Origin of the sequence: Nonomuraea sp. H19 (genome assembly GCF_052068215.1) — a bacterium.
In the GTDB taxonomy this organism is placed as follows: domain Bacteria; phylum Actinomycetota; class Actinomycetes; order Streptosporangiales; family Streptosporangiaceae; genus Nonomuraea.
Window position 1 is genome coordinate 77,334 of record NZ_JBQHCV010000036.1, and the last position, 14,983, is coordinate 92,316.

Consider the following 14,983-nt stretch of genomic DNA (forward strand, 5'->3'; position numbering starts at 1 on the left):
CAAGAAGGCTGAAGACGATGCCCAGGCCGGTGCCCGCGAAATAAATGGTGATGGGCGAGTCGGAGGCTGCGCGCATGGCTATGCGCGATGCGATCACACCACCGGTGATAAACACGGCGGCTCCCGCCACCCCGGCCGCGGCTCGCGCGGCCAGCAGCGCCAGGGAGTGGTCGCTGGCGGCGGTGGCGGCCAGCGACACCGCCGTGAGGATCATGCCTTAGCGGAAGGTGGCGGCGGCGCCCATCCGGCGGACGGCGACGGCGGTCAGCAGCGCGCCGAGCAGGTAGCCGAGCCCGTTGGCGGCGCTCATCGTCCCGGCTTCGGACAAGGTCCAGTGCAGATCGTCACGCATGGCCGGCAGGAGCAGCCCGTAGGCGAAGCGGGCCAGCCCGAGCGCCGAAGCGGTGCCGAGAGCCAACCGCAGCGCCTGCCACTGCGCCTGCCTCATGGGCACCGTGCCAGGAAGCTCAAAATCGTACGTGCCAGGGTCACGCGATGGTCTGACAACGCGTGGTCGGTCGCGAAGAGATGATGTTCGAGGTATCCGACGGGCTGCGCCTGGTACGCCGCGACGACCGGTTCGTGATGCACGTCGTACGGGGTGACGGTGTCGAGGCCCGTGCCGATCAGGAGCACCGAGCGCTCCGCCAGCAGGGGCGCGAGCCCGGCCAGCCGCCACGAGTCGCCGGCCGCCTCCATCTCGCTGACCAGCGCCTCCCCACTGGTGCCCCGGAGGGGATCCAGTTCGCCGGTGAACGCCTCGACATAGCTCGCTCGGACACTCGGGTTGGCACGGCAGAGCGCCGCTACCGTACCGAAGTCGAACCCAGCCACCGACGCGACCGCGGCGACGGACGGTTCGGTCGCCGCGGTCATCAACGCGGCGAAGCCGCCCATGCTATGGCCGATCAGTACCAATCGCCGCGGATCAAGCCGGTGGGCGGCTGCAAGCTCCTCATCGCGCAGTCCGGCTACGACTGCTGCCGTGTCCTCCAGCACGTGGCCCCACGACCACGAGCCGCCGACGCCCCACGAACCGCGATAGTGGAACACCAAGGACGCGTAGCCCGCACGGCGCAGCACTTGTGCGAGATCGAAATTGCGTTCGTTGCCGGGGAATCCGTGCAGCAGCACGACGACAGGGTGCGGCCCTCGGCCTGCCGGCACGTGCAACACACCGAGCAAGGACGCGCCCCCGCTGTCGAACGTCAGCGCCGGTGTGGTGGCCGGAAAGTCAGGGTCGCCCGGCGGGTCTGCGGCTAACGGGTCAAACATGAAAGAACTCCCAAGATCAAACCGATCGGTATGATCCCACACGTTAGCATCGGATCGAACCGAGCGGTACCATCTATGCATGCCAGTCGCCAAAGGCTCGACGATCGACCCCGCACGCGCGCCACCATCGTCGAAGCAGCCACCGCGGTGCTGTACGAGCGCGGGCTCGACGGCATCGGCGTCGCCGAGCTGTGCACCCGCATCGGCGTATCGAAGGAGACGCTCTACCGGCACTTCGGCACCAAGGAGGGCCTGGCCGAGGTCATGCTCCGGCAGCGCAGCGAGCGGGTCACGCAATGGCTGACCGCGGCCGCCGAAGCCGCTGGCGACGACCCCCGCGACCAGCTCGCCGCCGATCGGCCCCGCTGAACTGGCCACGCTGCGCCGCCTGGTCGACGACGGGGTCAGCGTCACCGAGGCCGGTCGCACCTTGAAGATCGGCCGCTCCACCGCCTACGAGGCCCTGGCGGACGCGCACACCCCGGAGTCCTCACCGTAAGCGAACCGAGACCTTCAGATTCCTCTCAAGGGCTTCGTCGGCCGCCGATCAGCGGAAACAGTGTTCATGATCCACTCAATGTGGGTTTTGGGCTTATGTGGGCTGACCCCCTGAGACAGCCTCCGCACTCGTGTCTGGTCCCACCCAACAGGCGCTCCCGCTTCACCGCCGGTCACCAGGAAGTTGCGAGACGCCAAAGAAGCTCAACAAGCAGACTTGACGGGGAATGCGATCAGCGTATGCAGGCGGCCGGGCTAGACTCACCGATCGTAGACCGCCAGGTCGCTGCCGAAGCTACATAGAAGAAGGCCGATCTCTTCGAAAGCAACGCCGTTGCACATGCCGGGAAGATTGATCACATGGGTGAGACGGTGCGTCGGTAGGTCCCAGATCCGTACCGTCGTATCGTCGGAGCCGGTGATGGCGACCGGGCGGCCGTCCAGGGTGGTGCAGGCCGCCGCCCACACCGTGTCGGTATGGCCGGTCAGAGGGTCGCCCACCTGGTGGCCGGTGCTTAGGTCCCAGATCCGTACCGTCCTATCGTGGGAACCGGTGACGGCGATCGGGCGGCCATCCAGCGTGGTGCAGGCCGCCGCCCATACCGGCCCGGTGTGGCCGGTCAGCGGCTGGCCGATTTGGTTGCCAGTGGTCAGGTCCCAGATCCGCACCATGTCATCATCAGAGCCGGTGACAGCGATCGGGCGGCCGTCCAGGGTGGTGCACGCCAGCGCGATCACCGAGCCGGTGTGGCCGGTCAGCGGGTCGCCGAGTTCATGTCTGGTGGTCAAGTCCCAGATCCGCACCGTGCCCCCGTCGGAGCCGGCAACGGCGACCAAGCGGCTCTCCAGGGTCGTGCAGGCCACCGCCCACACCGGCCCGGTGTGGCCGGTCAGCGGCTGGCCGATTTGGCTACCGGTGGTCAGGTCCCAGATCCGCACCGTGCCATCTGCTGAGCCAGTGACAGCGACAGGGCGGCCCTCCAGGGTCGTGCAGGCCACCGCGTACACCTCTCCAGTGTGGCCGGTCAGTGGATCGCAGATCTGCTGGCGGGTCCTCACATCCCAGATCCACACCGTGCCATCTGCTGAGCCGGTGACAGCGATCGGGCGGCCTTCCAAGGTTGTGCCCGCCACCGCCAGCACAACGTCGGTGTGGCCGGTCAGCGGCTTGCTGATTTGGTTGCCGGTGGCCAGGTCCCAGATCCTCACCGTGCCGTCATCAGAGCCGGCGACAGCGATCGGGCGGCCGTCCAGGGTGGTACACGCCGCCGTGAACACGGGTTTGATGTGGCCGGTCAGCGGCTGGCCGATTTGGTTGCCGGTGGTCAGGTCCCAGATGCGTACCGTCGTATCGTGGGAACCGGTGATGGCGATCGGGCGGCCATCCAGGGTGGTACACGCCAGCGCGGTCACCGGCCCGGTGTGGCCGGTCAGCAGGTTACCGATTTGATGTCCGGTGGTCAGGTCCCAGATCCGCACCATGCCATCGTCGGAGCCGGTGATGGCGACCGGGCGGCCGTCCAAGGTCGTGCAGGCCAGCGCCCACACCGAGCCGTTGTGGCCGGTCAATGGCTGGCCGATCTGTTGGTTGGTGGCCAGGTCCCAGATCCGTACCGTCGTATCGTGGGAACCGGTGATGGCGACCGGGCGGCCGTCCAAGGTCGTGCAGGCCAGCGCCCACACCGAGCCGTTGTGGCCGGTCAATGGCTGGTCGATTTGGTTGCCAGTGGTCAGGTCCCAGATCCGCACCGTGCCATCGTCGGAGCCGGTAACCGCGATCGGGCGGCCACCGAGGGTTGTGCAGGCCACTGTGTTCACCGAGCCGGTGTGGCCGGTCATGGTGTTGCGCGCTGGCCGAGACAGGTTCGTCCCAGTCGCCATCACCGGTTTCCAGGCGTGAGGCTCCGCCGTGGCGTTGAAAGCGGTCAGCAGGGTGGGGATGTTGTAGCGTGCGGCGTCCAGGGCGAGGATCTGGCGGCGGGTTTCGGGGGTGGCGTGCCGGTGGGTGCCGATCGAGGCGCGGTAGATGGTGGTGGCCTGTTTGCCGTCGGGGGTGTGGATGGTGTCCAGGTGCGGGAGGAGGGTGTCGGGGTTGGCGTGGACGAGGTATTCGGTGTCGGTGACCAGGTTGTCGAGCAGGCCCGCGAGCGCGGCGTGGCTGGCCAGGTAGGTGCGGGTGTAGGGGTGGGCGCGGGCCCAGTCGCGTTCGCCGTGGACGGTGTAGGGGACCCGACCGATGAGCGCCCGGGTGAAGCCGGTGTGCACGGCGGTCTCGTCGACGTCGTGGCACAGCGTTTCTGCCATGGCCTGGTGGTAGAGGCGGTAGGCCGAGCGCCCGGCTTCGGTGGCCTCCACGACGTAGGATCCGGCGGTGCGGCGTAGCCAGTCCAGGTCGTCGTCGGTGTAGGTGCGGCCGGAGACGGCGCTGGCCACGGCGGGCCACAGGTCTTCCCAGGGCAGGCCTTGGCCGTCGGCGAAGGCGAGCGGCCGCAGCAGGTCGATGGCACGCTCGGCGTCGCCCTTCAGGCGGTTGGTGAGGTCTTGGCGGATGGCCTCGGCGGGCATGCGCGGCAGGCCGGCGCGCCAGGCCGCGTCGTCGGGGTCGGGCAGCTCTTGGGCGGCGGCCAGGGTGCCGGCGGTGATGCGGGCGACCAGGAAGGAGAATCCGGCGCTGGCCGCGACCTGGTGGGCGATGCGGATGCGGACCTGCGGGTCGCAATCCCAGTAGGGGGAGTCGCTGCGGGACTCCATCAGGTTGCGCATGGTGTAGGTACGCAGCGCGTCGAGATCGGCGTAGCGGTCGGCGTCCAGGTCGATCTCGTCCTCCCGCTTCAACCCCAGCCGGGCCAACAGGTGCGGACGGGTGCCCAGCAGCAGCCGCAAACGGCTGCCCGCCAGATCGATCAGCGGGCGCAGCACGTCTCTACACAGGGTGTCGGGCGTTTCCGCCTCATCCACCGCATCGATGATCAGCGTGGCCGCTGATGCCGGTCGATGGTCGGAGTCGGCAAGCGCGTTGAGGAACTGCCGCACCGACGCGGCGCGGATCTTGAACACGGCGGCGATGCCGTCCAGCACCTGCTTATCGGAAAGGTTCTGGGCGTAGATGACCTCCGCCACGTCGCCCGCCTGGGGCAAGATCCGCCGGTCCAGGCCGATGCTGTCGAGTGGAACCCGCTGGCGCCGCTCGGGGTGGGTCAGCGTGGCGATCAATCCGAGCACTGCGGTCTTACCCGACCCCGGGCCCGCGGTCACCGCCAGCACCCCGGGCCGCTGCCGCTCCTGGCGGTCACGCGCTCTGCCGCGGCCGGGGTGACGGCCGGTACGCAGCCAGATCGTGATGTCCTCGATGGCCTGAAACCGGCCAGAAAACCACCAGCCATCCCCCGGGCCCGCGCCGGCCATCGCCCGAACCAGCAGCCGGGTACGGTACTCGATCGCGCGGCGTTCGGCCAGGGCATCCCATTCGGCGGCCTGCTGGATCGCCAGGTCCACCTCCGTCAGCCGGACGTCATGGCGGGGGTTGCGCAGGAAGTCCGGCAGGTCGCCGGACAGGCCCACCTGGTCCAAGCCGATCAGCTGGTAGCCGGGCCGGTCCGGATGAGTGTTCATCCGCTGCACGACCGCATCGATCGCAAGCTCGGCCGGGCCGTGCCCGGCCACAGCCCAGCTGGCGACCGCCTGCTCCAGCAGATGGGTGAAGGCCAGCGTCTTCGCCCGCTCGCTGGGCTGGGAAGAGGAGATAACCACAATGCCCGCGCCGGGCTGTTGCCGCCAGGTGGGGCCAAGTTCGGCCAGCATCCGGGCGGCCATCTGATTGGTGCCGGCGCCGGAGTGGCAGGTGTCCAGCATCAGCAGCAGCCGCCGCACGCGGGTCTTGCGCAGCATCTGCTTGGCCAGCTCCGCCGTCGGCAACGCGACCTCGATGTCATCGGGGTCGACATCGGCGGTCAGCAGCACATGCTCGCCGCTGTCGTCCAAAACGTCGCCGTGTCCGGCGATGTAGACGGCGATCAGGTCTCCCTCACGTCGTTCCGGAGCCTTGCAAAAGGTCCGCAGCTGGCTGGTGAGTTGCTCGCGGGTGGGATCCAGGCCCAGCGTACTAACGTGCTGGTAGCCGAGCTGGCCGGTGAACAGCTTGATGACCTTCTCGCGGGCCTGCACCAGGCCGGGCCGATCCCAGCCGAGCTCGGGCGGCGCCTTGGGATAGCGGCTGATCGCGGTGGCGATCAGATACCGGCGCGGACCACCCCGGCTGTCATCTGCTGGTGTGAATGTTGGCGGTTCAGGACTGCTCATCCAGTCCTCCGCGGATGGCGGCCCCGGTCAGCGCATCGGTCAGGTAGCGGGTGGCCTCATGAGCACGTGAGCCGTTGTGGACCACGTGGCCGCTAATGCGGTCGCCGAACAGCGGCCGCAGGTCTTTGACCAGCGCCACCACATCGCCGTGGTCGACGACGTTTGTCCACGCCAGCCCTTCAGGGCCGGGCCAGCACCCTTGTGGGTCGGGTGCCGGGTCCAACCGGTCGAAGATCATCCGTATGCCGAGCGGCGACCCCAAGGTGACCAGCGCCCGCACCCCATGCCCGCCCTCCTGGGCTGCTAGCGGGCACAGAGCCTCGTAGGCGACCACCGAGCCGAGCGAGTGCGCCACCACCACCCGCGTATCCGGCCCGATCAGCGCCGTCACCCGGTCCCGTGCTGCCTGCCGCAGCTGCGGGTCGGTCAGATACCGGCGCACTTGCTTCAAGTCGAACACCAGCGCCCGGAGCGCCAGATCGGCGAAGAAGCGCGAGGTCTGCAACGCCCGCAGCGCGGCTTGCACTGAGCGCGGTGTCCGGGCCAGCGTCTCCTCATCCGGCGGCACCACCTGCGGGTCGACCTCGGCGGCCGCCTGCCACCAGGCCATCAGCAGATCGGTCTCCAGGCCCGTGTCGACATCGGCGGCCGTGAACAGCGGGTCGCCCACCGCCAGCGTCTCGCCCGGCGGCCGGAACAGGTCGCCGTAGAACGCCATCGCCACCTCGTCATCGGCCGGCACCGGGCCGTCGGCCCGGCTCAGGCCGTCCTGCAGCGCCGGCCGCCACTCCTTCAGCAGCGACTGCTCCCCGAGCAGTTGCTTGCCCACCCCGTGCACCGCCACGATCCGCGCCATCGCCCCTACCCGCGCTCGTCTCGCACACCCGTGTGATCTGACGGTAGTGCGACTGCAACATCACGTACAGCGACTTGTCACGACCGAACATCACGATTCGACGCCTACCAGACGAGCCCGGTGCGCCCGCCAAGCAGCCAGCAGGCAGGCGGTGTCATGGCGGTGTCAGTCATGGCGATCAGCGCGACCAGAGGATCAGACGCGCGTTTGCCGCAGTCTGCCAGCGCATGCGCCTTACGCGCCTGACAAGATCACAGCTCTCTGACCCGCGAAGGGCGCCAGCAACCCAAGATAACCATCGCGGTCGGCTGGCCGTGCGCGCTCTGAGCCGTAACGGTGCAGCATCCACGCCGTTGCGAGCTACCTGAGCCGAGTCTTCGGGCCAGCGAAGGCCCGCAGCGCGCTACGCCGTCGAGACCCGCGCCCGGTCCCCGCAACATGCTGTGAGAGCCGGTCAACATGCCTTACGTGCCAGACGAGATCATCGCGCTCTGACCTGCAAGAAGAGGTCAACGACCCAAGATAACGATGGGGACGAGCGGATCCGGGCGCTGGGTGCTGGTATCGCACCGGCCAGCCCACAGATGTTCGCCGTCCTCGTGAATGACCCGGCACCCTCAGTCCGCGTAGCCTTGGCCCGCCGAGCAGCAGAACTCCCCCAAGCCGTGCGCGAGGTACTCGCAGCCGATCCCCATCTGGACGTGCGGGGCAACGTTCATTGGACACAGGTGACCGAACGGGAACCATAGACGCGAAGAGCTAAGCCACTGCTCGACTGGTTCAGAGCGTGATCGGCAGGTCCTTGCGGGCCTGCTCGAGTCCGTGGCCAGATCCGTAGCCCCCGACCCCAGCAGCACAGCAGGGCGGACCATGATCCGGTCGTGGCGGTATCGGTGTGTGGTCAGCGGTGGAGGGGCCGGTGCGGCCTCGTGCACGGGCGCTGCTACGGTCGCGCTGAATGATGTGTGACCTGGAGGTTTGATGGCTGACTATGAGTTTTCCGACGACCTGGTGGCGGCGCAGCGCGCTTTCTACGTGCAGCAGGCGGTGATCGAACGGCTGACGGCGTTGGAACCGCGCCCGACGCTCATCGCCGCCGGGAAGGCGAGCGTGCCCGAGAAGCTAAGTGGTCCAGTTCGTAAGTCATTCGAGGGTTCACGCGGTTGCTTGTAGTGCGGCAGGCTGGTTGCCGCAGCCAGCGGGCTGCTGGGAGTGGTGCTCTTTCTGTTCGTGTCGCTCGATCCGGACCATCAGGTCCTCGAGGTCGGCCGGAGTGAACTTCCATCTGAAGGGCCGGGCGGTCTCGTTGTAACGACGCTCGAAGGCGATCAGTCGGTCTTCGACCTGGTCAAGACCGGTGAAGTCGTTGGGTGTGACCACTTTGCGCTGCACGATGGAGAAGAAGATCTCTATTTGGTTCAGCCAAGACGCGTGCACGGGGGTGTGGACCATCACCGCGTTGGGGAACCGCGCGGTGAGCCGGTCGGCGGCTGCCTTGCCACGATGGAGGAACCGTTGTCCACGACCCAGAACACCCGCCGGGCGGAGGCATATGGTTCCTGCGTCATGACCTGCTGGACCAGGTCCATGAACGGGATGATGCCCGTTTTGGGCGAGCAGTGCCCGAACACGCGGGCCTGGTGGACGTCGTAGGCGGCCAGGTAGGCCAGCGCGCCGCCGCGGTCGTATTCGTGATTGACGCGCATCCTGCGGGTGGTGCCGGGCGGCAGGGTGGGGTGGCAGCGGCAGCGGGCCTGGATCGAGGTCTTCTCATCAGAGGAGATCACGTACTCGTTGCCAGCGAGAGGTTGCCCGTTCCAGATGCGCTGGTAGAGGCCGAGTACACGGGCGGCCTTGGTGGCGAAGTCGGGGTCGCGGATGAACACCCAGGAGGCGTGCTGCCAGGGCTTGAGTACGTCGGCGGCCAGGATCCGGCGGACGGTCGAGGCGGACATCGCCTCGGTGATGCCGCGGCCGACTGCTTCGCGGGCCAGGTCGGTGCTGCTCCAGCGGGACAGCGGCATCCCGGTCTCGGCCGGCAGTTGGCAGGCCAGTGCCGTGACCTCGGCCCGCTGGACAGGGGTGAAGCGGGGCGGCCGGCCCGTCCGGGGCCGGTCCTTGAGCCCGTCGATGCCCTGGTCGGCGTATCGGCCACGCCACCGGCGGACGGTATCGAGGTGGACCCGCTGTCGCAGGGCGATGCGGGCGTTGGAGTAGCCGTGCGCGGCATCCAGCACGATCCGGACGCGGACGACCTGCTGGTAGGGGGCCGTGTGAGAATGGGCCAGCTTCTTGAACCGCCGTCGCTCGGAGGCGGTCAAGACGATCTGGCGAGCGCGGGGGACGGGCACGCGGAACGCTTTCGGTGATCTTTCGGGGGCGTTGCTACTGTGCGCGATCTCCACCGTTGCGGGCATGATCGACACGCCAGGCGGCAAGATGGGGCTCATGCCTGCTATCCCGGAGTCGACCAAGACCTCCCTGGCCCAGCGGCTGCGCCAGCACGCCCGCGATTGCTGGCCTCAACTGGCAGGACTGCACGTCCGCTACCACGGCCGGTTCGCCTACGTCGAAGGCGAACTGGCCGACGGTCACCACCTGCCCCTCATCCGGCTCCGTTACGGCGGATCGGCCTCCATCTGGGGGTTCGGGCTCTACCTCGCCAGCAGCGGCAAGTACGAAAACCAGATCCTGCCCACCGGCATGTCCGCCGGCACGCCCCAAGAAGCCCTCGACTGTGCCTGCGATCTCTACCTCGGCCACTAACCCCCGAAGGACTTACGGGCAGGACCACTAAGGGATGCCATCGTCGCTGCCATCGTTATCTGGGGTTGTGAAGCGAACGAACTGGTCAGCGGCATGAAGGTCTGTAAGCCACGTAAGGCAAGTGGGTTGCCCCGCGGGCGCTCAGGTGCTCATTGTTGGGCGGCGGGTTCGTCTCAAAAGACCGGTGGAAGCGCGAAGATCCCGGCAACGTGAGGGTTGCCGGGATCTTGATGTGCAGAGCTTAGGTGGTGGATCCCTCTCCGCTTCACTGAGCCGAATCTTGTCCTGCCATGCGCTCACCCATGCCCATCATCCGGCGGCAGTCGGCCATCATGCGGTCATGTTCGCCGGCCCTTGGCGGATCGGCGGGCATCTGGGCGAGTGTCCAGGCTGCGGATGGAACGCCGGTCAGAACACCCCACGACTGCTCCGATGGTGCGCGCGGCGGGGGACGTTGCGCAGTTCTATGCGACGCCCCCGGCCGCGCCGTCCTTCCTTACTGCTTCTGCTTTTGCTCTCCTCCGAGCTTGAACCAGGGCGGCTCATCGACGTGCGATGGGCGGTGTGGCGGACGGCCGTGAGACTTCTTGATCTTCTTCTTCTTGGCATGTGGCCCTCGGTCGGGACACTTATGCTTACCTTTCGAGCCCGGAATGCAGCTCCCGCCGACCTTGCCCGGGCCGCCGAGATCCGAGAGCGCGGCGCCGTCCTCCCTGGTGCCCGGCGCGCCCTGCAGACCATGGCCGCACGACGACACGTTGTCCAGACCGTCCTTCCGGGGCGAAGGGGACGGTGATGGAGCCGGCGAGGTCGCGTTCGCACAGGCCGCGCTCCAGGCCGGAGTCGCCGGGGTCGAACTCGAACTGCCACTGGCCGTTCAGATTCAGCCAGTCGGGGCGGACCATCTGGGGGCGGGGTACTCCGGACGAGGCATAGAACGACCTTTCACCGCTTTGCTACGTAGCAAATCGTGCCACACATCCATTCCACTGTCCCCGGACAGAGACCCGAGCAGAATGGCGAACTCGGTTGTTTTCACCACGGCAGGGTGGTGCTGTTCTGTCATGGGGCGAAATGCGCCGGGGCGGCGGGCGGCCAGAGCGGGTCTCACCGGGATCATCGTGGCTCCGCTGGCGGGGATGGCGGCGAATCTGGCGACCTCGACCGTGACATACAAATCCCCGGGGTGGACCGCGCTGACCTGGACGGTGACCACGGTGCTGACCGTACTCCTGATCGTCGCCCAATATCGCGCCTCCGCACCCGGCAATGAGCCGATGAAGGTGGACGAGGCCACGGAAGTCCTGCGTCACGCCGTGACGGTCCAGTGGGAACGCGAGGCCAACACCCTCCGGCTGACCGAGATGCGCCGGCTGCCGATCAAATGGAGGAGCGCCGTCTCGGAACTGTTCGAAAGCTTCGAACAATCCCTCGCCTGGTCACGGCGTTTCGACCGAGCACCGAAAAGCAGTGACGCGTACGAACGGTGGCGGAGACGGCGCGGCGACGGCAAGCAGCTCAGCCTCGTATGGACCGAGAGAACGCCCTCCGGAAGGCTCGTCATTCTCGGTCCGCCGGGCTCGGGGAAGACCGAACTGCTGATCGACCTCATGCTTTCCCTGCTGCGCCGTGAACCCGCGCTGCCGGAGGTGCCGGTGCTGGTGCCGATCAGTTCGTGGAATCCGCACCAGACCGAACTCGAGGAATGGCTGGAGAACTGGCTGATCGCGACCTATCCGTTTCTCGGCAGGTCCCCGGCCGGGCCGGACACCGGCACGCTCGCCGTGGCCCTGCTGAAGGCCCGTCGCATCGCCCTCATCCTGGACGGCTTCGACGAACTGCCGCCCGTGAACCGCCGCCAGGCCCTGGACCGGCTCAACGTCGAGTCGTACGTCCTGCGCAACGTCCTGCTCACCAGCCGTACCGACGACTTCCGCGCGGCCGTCCACCCGAAGGACACCACCGTGCGTCACCTGGCCGGCGCCCAGGGCGTCGAGCTCAGGGCGCAGAAGGTGGACGAGATCATCGACTACCTCGAACAGAACTCCACCCGAAGCGGGCGCTGGGAGATCCTGCGCGAGCCCGAGCTGGCGCGGGAGTTCGACACGCCGCTGATGGCGGTGCTCGCCGACAGCGTCTACAACCCCGGCGGCGACGGGAGCCCTGAACCGACGGAGTTACGCGGCAAGCCCGACGTTCCCGGCTATCTGCTCGACGGATATATCGCGGCGAAGTTCCCGGAACGCCCGGACGCGGCGCGCCGATGGCTGACCCAGCTCGCCGATCCGCCGGGAGACCGTGTCGCCAGGCCGGACATCACCTGGTGGGACCTCGGCTCGCTGCGCCTGCCGCCCACGTGGCGGCGCGTCACGGTCACCGTGCTCGCGCCGCTCCTGGTCTTCTGCTGGACGGCCTTCTCGACGGGGATGCTCAACCGGTGGGTGTTCGACAGCGCCGAGGTCGGCCTGGCCCACGGCCTGCGGATCGGGGCGGCGGGGGTGCTCTGCTACGGCTTCGTCCTGTTCGTGTCGGGCAGCGGGCGGGCGGCGGTCATGGCCGCGCTCGGGGTCTACATCGCCGGCTCGATCAGCGGCGGCTACGAGCTCGGGATCACCGCGGGCCTGGCCGGCGGGTTCAGCTGGCGGCCTCTGGCGCTGAAACGGACCGGTACGGTGTACGCCCTGCTCTTCGGGGCGGCCGCGGCCGCCGTCGCGGCGGCGATCAGGCTGCTCCCGCTGCCCGCGAACCTCACGCAGGGCTTCGTCGCCGGGTTCGCCGACGGGTTCGTCAGCGGCTGGGACCAGGACGTCAACGGCTGGATCGCGACGGGGACCCTGGCGGCGCTGCTCGCCGCCGGCGCCCTGCGGACCAGCCCGGTCCGTGCGGACGCGCGCGTGTTCACGCCGCCTCGGCCGCCGATGCCGTGGCTGGTCGCGGGCGGGCTGGTCGCCCTGGTCAACGCCTGGGCGGACGGGTTCCGTCCGCACGCGTCCCATGGCTGGCTGCTGGCGCCCGCCGACGGCCTCGCGATCGGGCTCGCCGTATGGGCGGTCGCGATGATCGTACAGGGGCGCCCCGCCCCGCGGCTCCGGCCGTGGATCTGGAGCGTCGCGATGGCACTGGCCGCGGCGGCGTTCGGCGTGCTGGCGCACACCGCGAAGGGCGACGTGCACGACGGATGGGCGCGCGGCCTGGCCGACGGCATCGCGGCCGGCTTCATCGTGTGGCTCACGCTCCACTACACCGCAAAGGATCCCTCCCCGCGCATGTGGTCCTCGCTCCTGGACCGGGGACGTGCCGCCGTGCCGGCCGTCCTGGCGGCGATCGCGCTCACCGTGCTGTTCGCCACCTCCGCGGGCTGGGCCAACGCCGTCGTGGTCTTCATAGGTTTCGCGGCCCTCGTCCTGTATTGGCTGCTCCGCTCCCCCGCGCAGGCGCGGGCCGCGGTGAGCGGCGGCACCGTCCCGGTGGTCGAGGCCGGCGTGTACGCGCTGGTCGTGATGGCGCTGATCGGCGGCCTGGCCTTCGGGTTCCTCTGCGGCGCGACCGCCGCCCTGGCCGGCAAGGTGTCGACGGAGATCTCCCGGCGCAGATGGCCGTCGATCGGCCTGCGGGCCTCCTGGTACGGGCTGCTCGGCGGCGCGGCACTCGGCGGAACGGCGGCGGCCGCGGCCGCCTTCACCCGGATCAGCGTGGTCTGGCTTCCGTTCATCTGGCTGTCGGCCACGCTCGCCACGGCCCTGGCCTTCGGCGCCCAGGGCCCGCCGGCCACCGAACGGGACGTCATGGTGCCGCGCCGCCTGCTCCAACTCGACCGCCGCACGTTCCTGTGGTGCACCCTGGGCATCGCCGCGGCGATCAGCCTCGCGGTCGGCGTACGGGCGACGGCGGGTACGCATCGGCCGCTGATCGGCGTCATCGCCGCGGTGAGCACGTTCTTCACCTACGGCCTCACCGCGGGCATCACGGTGGCGGCGGCGCAGAGCAGGTACGGCATCGCGAAACTGGAACGCACGCTGCTGGCGGCCCGGGGCCTGCTGCCGTGGACATTCATCGGATTCCTGGACGAGGCCTGCGACAAAGGCGTCCTGAGCCGCAACGGCGCCTCCTATCGCTTCCGGCATCCGTTGCTGGCTGAACGGCTCGCTTCCCGCGACATGGAGTGAGAGCTCAGCGGACCTGCAGACCCGTGACGGCTCGGCCGATGATCAGTCGCTGGATTTCGCTGGTCCCCTCGAAAATCGTATAAATCTTGGCGTCCCGATGAAAGCGTTCCACCGAATGCTCCCGGGTGTACCCCGCGCCGCCCAGAATCTGGATGGCCTGTTCCGTCACCCACACCGCCGTCTCCCCCTCGACCAGTTTCGACATCGACCCCTCCGCCTGTTCGAAGCGCTTGCCGTTTCTGGCGATCCAGGCGGCGCGCCAGGTCAGAAGGCGGGCCATGTCCACCCGGGTGGCCATGTCGGCCGGAAGGAACGCGATCGCATGGTTCTCGCCGATCTTGCGGCCGAATTACCGGCGCGACCCGGGCGGTGGCACAAATCAAGCTCGGCGCTGTCGGGCTGGGCGCGCTGCTCGACGTCCGGGCGGGCGCGTACGGCGACTGGTTCTGTCGGTAGTTGGTGACGTCAGTTGTTCGTGAAAGCTGACGGCACCAGGTGATGGCCTAGAAAGATGTTCGCGAATTCTGACGTCACCATCGGGGTTGCGGTGTCAAGCTGGATGTGCTCAGTAAAGGAGCACCCCCGATGCCGCCTGGAGTCGAAGGTCGAGTTGTACGCCGCGCTGCGGCGCGACTCCCGCGATGGCATGTCGAACCGGGCGTTGCAGTGCAAGTACGGCGTCACCTGGAGCACGGTCAACAAGGCCCTGACCTCGGCTTGGCCGCAGCCACGCACGACAACCGCTTCGGCGCGGCCGTCGAAGCTGGATCCGTTCACGCTGCTGATCGACGAGATCCTGCTCATTGATCTGGACGCGACCAGGAAACAGCGCCACACCGTCACCCCGGATCTACCGCCGTCTGATCGACGAGCACTCCTCGTCCGAGGCGTTGCGTTGACCACTTGAACCCGCACCGATGAGAGGGCGCAAGCGTCCTGCGAGCAACCGCGCGGTCCGGCCAGGGACTGAGAGTCCGGTGTTTATACCTTGCTCGCGACCACCATGTAGTTCTCGGCCTCAAGATCGAACGTGCTCAGTTCCGTTTGGAGTCCGACCCGGTGCAGCTCGACTTCGAGTTCCTCGTACCGGTAGGGCCAGCAGGACAGCAGTTCCGAGCGGACA

10 protein-coding genes and 2 pseudogenes are annotated in these 14,983 nt (G+C 68.2%); 5 read left to right on the forward strand and 7 right to left on the reverse strand.

Features of this window, described 5'->3' with window-relative positions; genetic code table 11:
• Positions 1-52: 52 nt before the first annotated feature.
• Positions 53-448, reverse strand: a pseudogene (locus ACTMTI_RS49185) (YbfB/YjiJ family MFS transporter); the annotation flags it as partial.
• Complete coding sequence (locus tag ACTMTI_RS49190; RefSeq protein ID WP_441127807.1) at positions 445-1,275, reverse strand: alpha/beta hydrolase family protein; 831 nt, start codon at positions 1,273-1,275, stop codon at positions 445-447. The gene ACTMTI_RS49190 and the pseudogene ACTMTI_RS49185, both read right to left, overlap by 4 nt.
• A gap of 75 nt (positions 1,276-1,350) precedes the next feature.
• Between ACTMTI_RS49190 and ACTMTI_RS49195 the strand changes: the two genes are divergently transcribed.
• Positions 1,351-1,644: a TetR/AcrR family transcriptional regulator gene (locus ACTMTI_RS49195; RefSeq protein WP_441127798.1), complete on the forward strand. Its 294-nt coding sequence runs from the start codon at positions 1,351-1,353 to the stop codon at positions 1,642-1,644.
• A gap of 390 nt (positions 1,645-2,034) precedes the next feature.
• Here the strand turns inward: ACTMTI_RS49195 and ACTMTI_RS49200 are convergent, their stop codons facing one another.
• Together ACTMTI_RS49200 and ACTMTI_RS49205 are read right to left on the reverse strand one after the other, a co-directional pair.
• The gene (locus ACTMTI_RS49200; RefSeq protein WP_441127799.1) at positions 2,035-6,072 is read right to left on the reverse strand and encodes a caspase family protein; all 4,038 of its coding nucleotides are present in this window, start codon (positions 6,070-6,072) and stop codon (positions 2,035-2,037) included.
• Entirely contained in the window at positions 6,059-6,928 is an 870-nt protein-coding gene (locus tag ACTMTI_RS49205; RefSeq protein ID WP_441127800.1) for a hypothetical protein, read from the reverse strand. Before ACTMTI_RS49205 ends, ACTMTI_RS49200 begins: the two co-directional genes overlap by 14 nt.
• A 981-nt stretch (positions 6,929-7,909) precedes the next feature.
• Between ACTMTI_RS49205 and ACTMTI_RS49210 the strand changes: the two genes are divergently transcribed.
• Complete coding sequence (locus tag ACTMTI_RS49210; protein WP_441127801.1) at positions 7,910-8,101, forward strand: hypothetical protein; 192 nt, start codon at positions 7,910-7,912, stop codon at positions 8,099-8,101.
• Here the strand turns inward: ACTMTI_RS49210 and ACTMTI_RS49215 are convergent.
• Positions 8,084-8,383, reverse strand: a complete 300-nt coding sequence (locus tag ACTMTI_RS49215; RefSeq protein WP_441127802.1) for a hypothetical protein — start codon at positions 8,381-8,383, stop codon at positions 8,084-8,086. The two genes, ACTMTI_RS49210 and ACTMTI_RS49215, sit on opposite strands and share 18 nt — an antisense overlap.
• Positions 8,380-9,279 (reverse strand): IS630 family transposase, encoded by a 900-nt coding sequence (locus ACTMTI_RS49220; protein WP_441127803.1) that lies wholly within the window; start codon positions 9,277-9,279, stop codon positions 8,380-8,382. Before ACTMTI_RS49220 ends, ACTMTI_RS49215 begins: the two co-directional genes overlap by 4 nt.
• 64 nt (positions 9,280-9,343) lie before the next feature.
• Here ACTMTI_RS49220 and ACTMTI_RS49225 point away from each other — a divergent pair, with 64 nt between their 5' ends.
• The gene (locus tag ACTMTI_RS49225) at positions 9,344-9,694 is read left to right on the forward strand and encodes a hypothetical protein (protein ID WP_441127804.1); all 351 of its coding nucleotides are present in this window, start codon (positions 9,344-9,346) and stop codon (positions 9,692-9,694) included.
• 1,064 nt (positions 9,695-10,758) lie between these two features.
• On the forward strand, positions 10,759-13,860 hold the full coding sequence (locus tag ACTMTI_RS49230) for an NACHT domain-containing protein (protein ID WP_441127805.1): 3,102 nt from the start codon (positions 10,759-10,761) through the stop codon (positions 13,858-13,860).
• A 4-nt stretch (positions 13,861-13,864) separates the two neighbouring features.
• Here the strand turns inward: ACTMTI_RS49230 and ACTMTI_RS49235 are convergent.
• Positions 13,865-14,209: pseudogene (locus ACTMTI_RS49235) on the reverse strand (acyl-CoA dehydrogenase family protein); the annotation flags it as partial.
• Between the two features lie 261 nt (positions 14,210-14,470).
• Between ACTMTI_RS49235 and ACTMTI_RS49240 the strand changes: the two are divergent.
• Positions 14,471-14,767, forward strand: a complete 297-nt coding sequence (locus tag ACTMTI_RS49240; protein WP_306959384.1) for a hypothetical protein — start codon at positions 14,471-14,473, stop codon at positions 14,765-14,767.
• Positions 14,768-14,983 lie beyond the last annotated feature (216 nt).

What these genes read in the sequence shown, in the direction of transcription:
- ACTMTI_RS49190 (WP_441127807.1), bottom strand. Translation starts at nt 1,275, where the DNA reads ATGTTTGACCCGTTAGCCGCAGACCCGCCGGGCGACCCTGACTTTCCG.
- ACTMTI_RS49195 (WP_441127798.1), top strand. Translation starts at nt 1,351, where the DNA reads ATGCATGCCAGTCGCCAAAGGCTCGACGATCGACCCCGCACGCGCGCC.
- ACTMTI_RS49200 (WP_441127799.1), bottom strand. Translation starts at nt 6,072, where the DNA reads ATGAGCAGTCCTGAACCGCCAACATTCACACCAGCAGATGACAGCCGG.
- ACTMTI_RS49205 (WP_441127800.1), bottom strand. Translation starts at nt 6,928, where the DNA reads ATGGCGCGGATCGTGGCGGTGCACGGGGTGGGCAAGCAACTGCTCGGG.
- ACTMTI_RS49210 (WP_441127801.1), top strand. Translation starts at nt 7,910, where the DNA reads ATGGCTGACTATGAGTTTTCCGACGACCTGGTGGCGGCGCAGCGCGCT.
- ACTMTI_RS49225 (WP_441127804.1), top strand. Translation starts at nt 9,344, where the DNA reads ATGATCGACACGCCAGGCGGCAAGATGGGGCTCATGCCTGCTATCCCG.
- ACTMTI_RS49230 (WP_441127805.1), top strand. Translation starts at nt 10,759, where the DNA reads ATGGGGCGAAATGCGCCGGGGCGGCGGGCGGCCAGAGCGGGTCTCACC.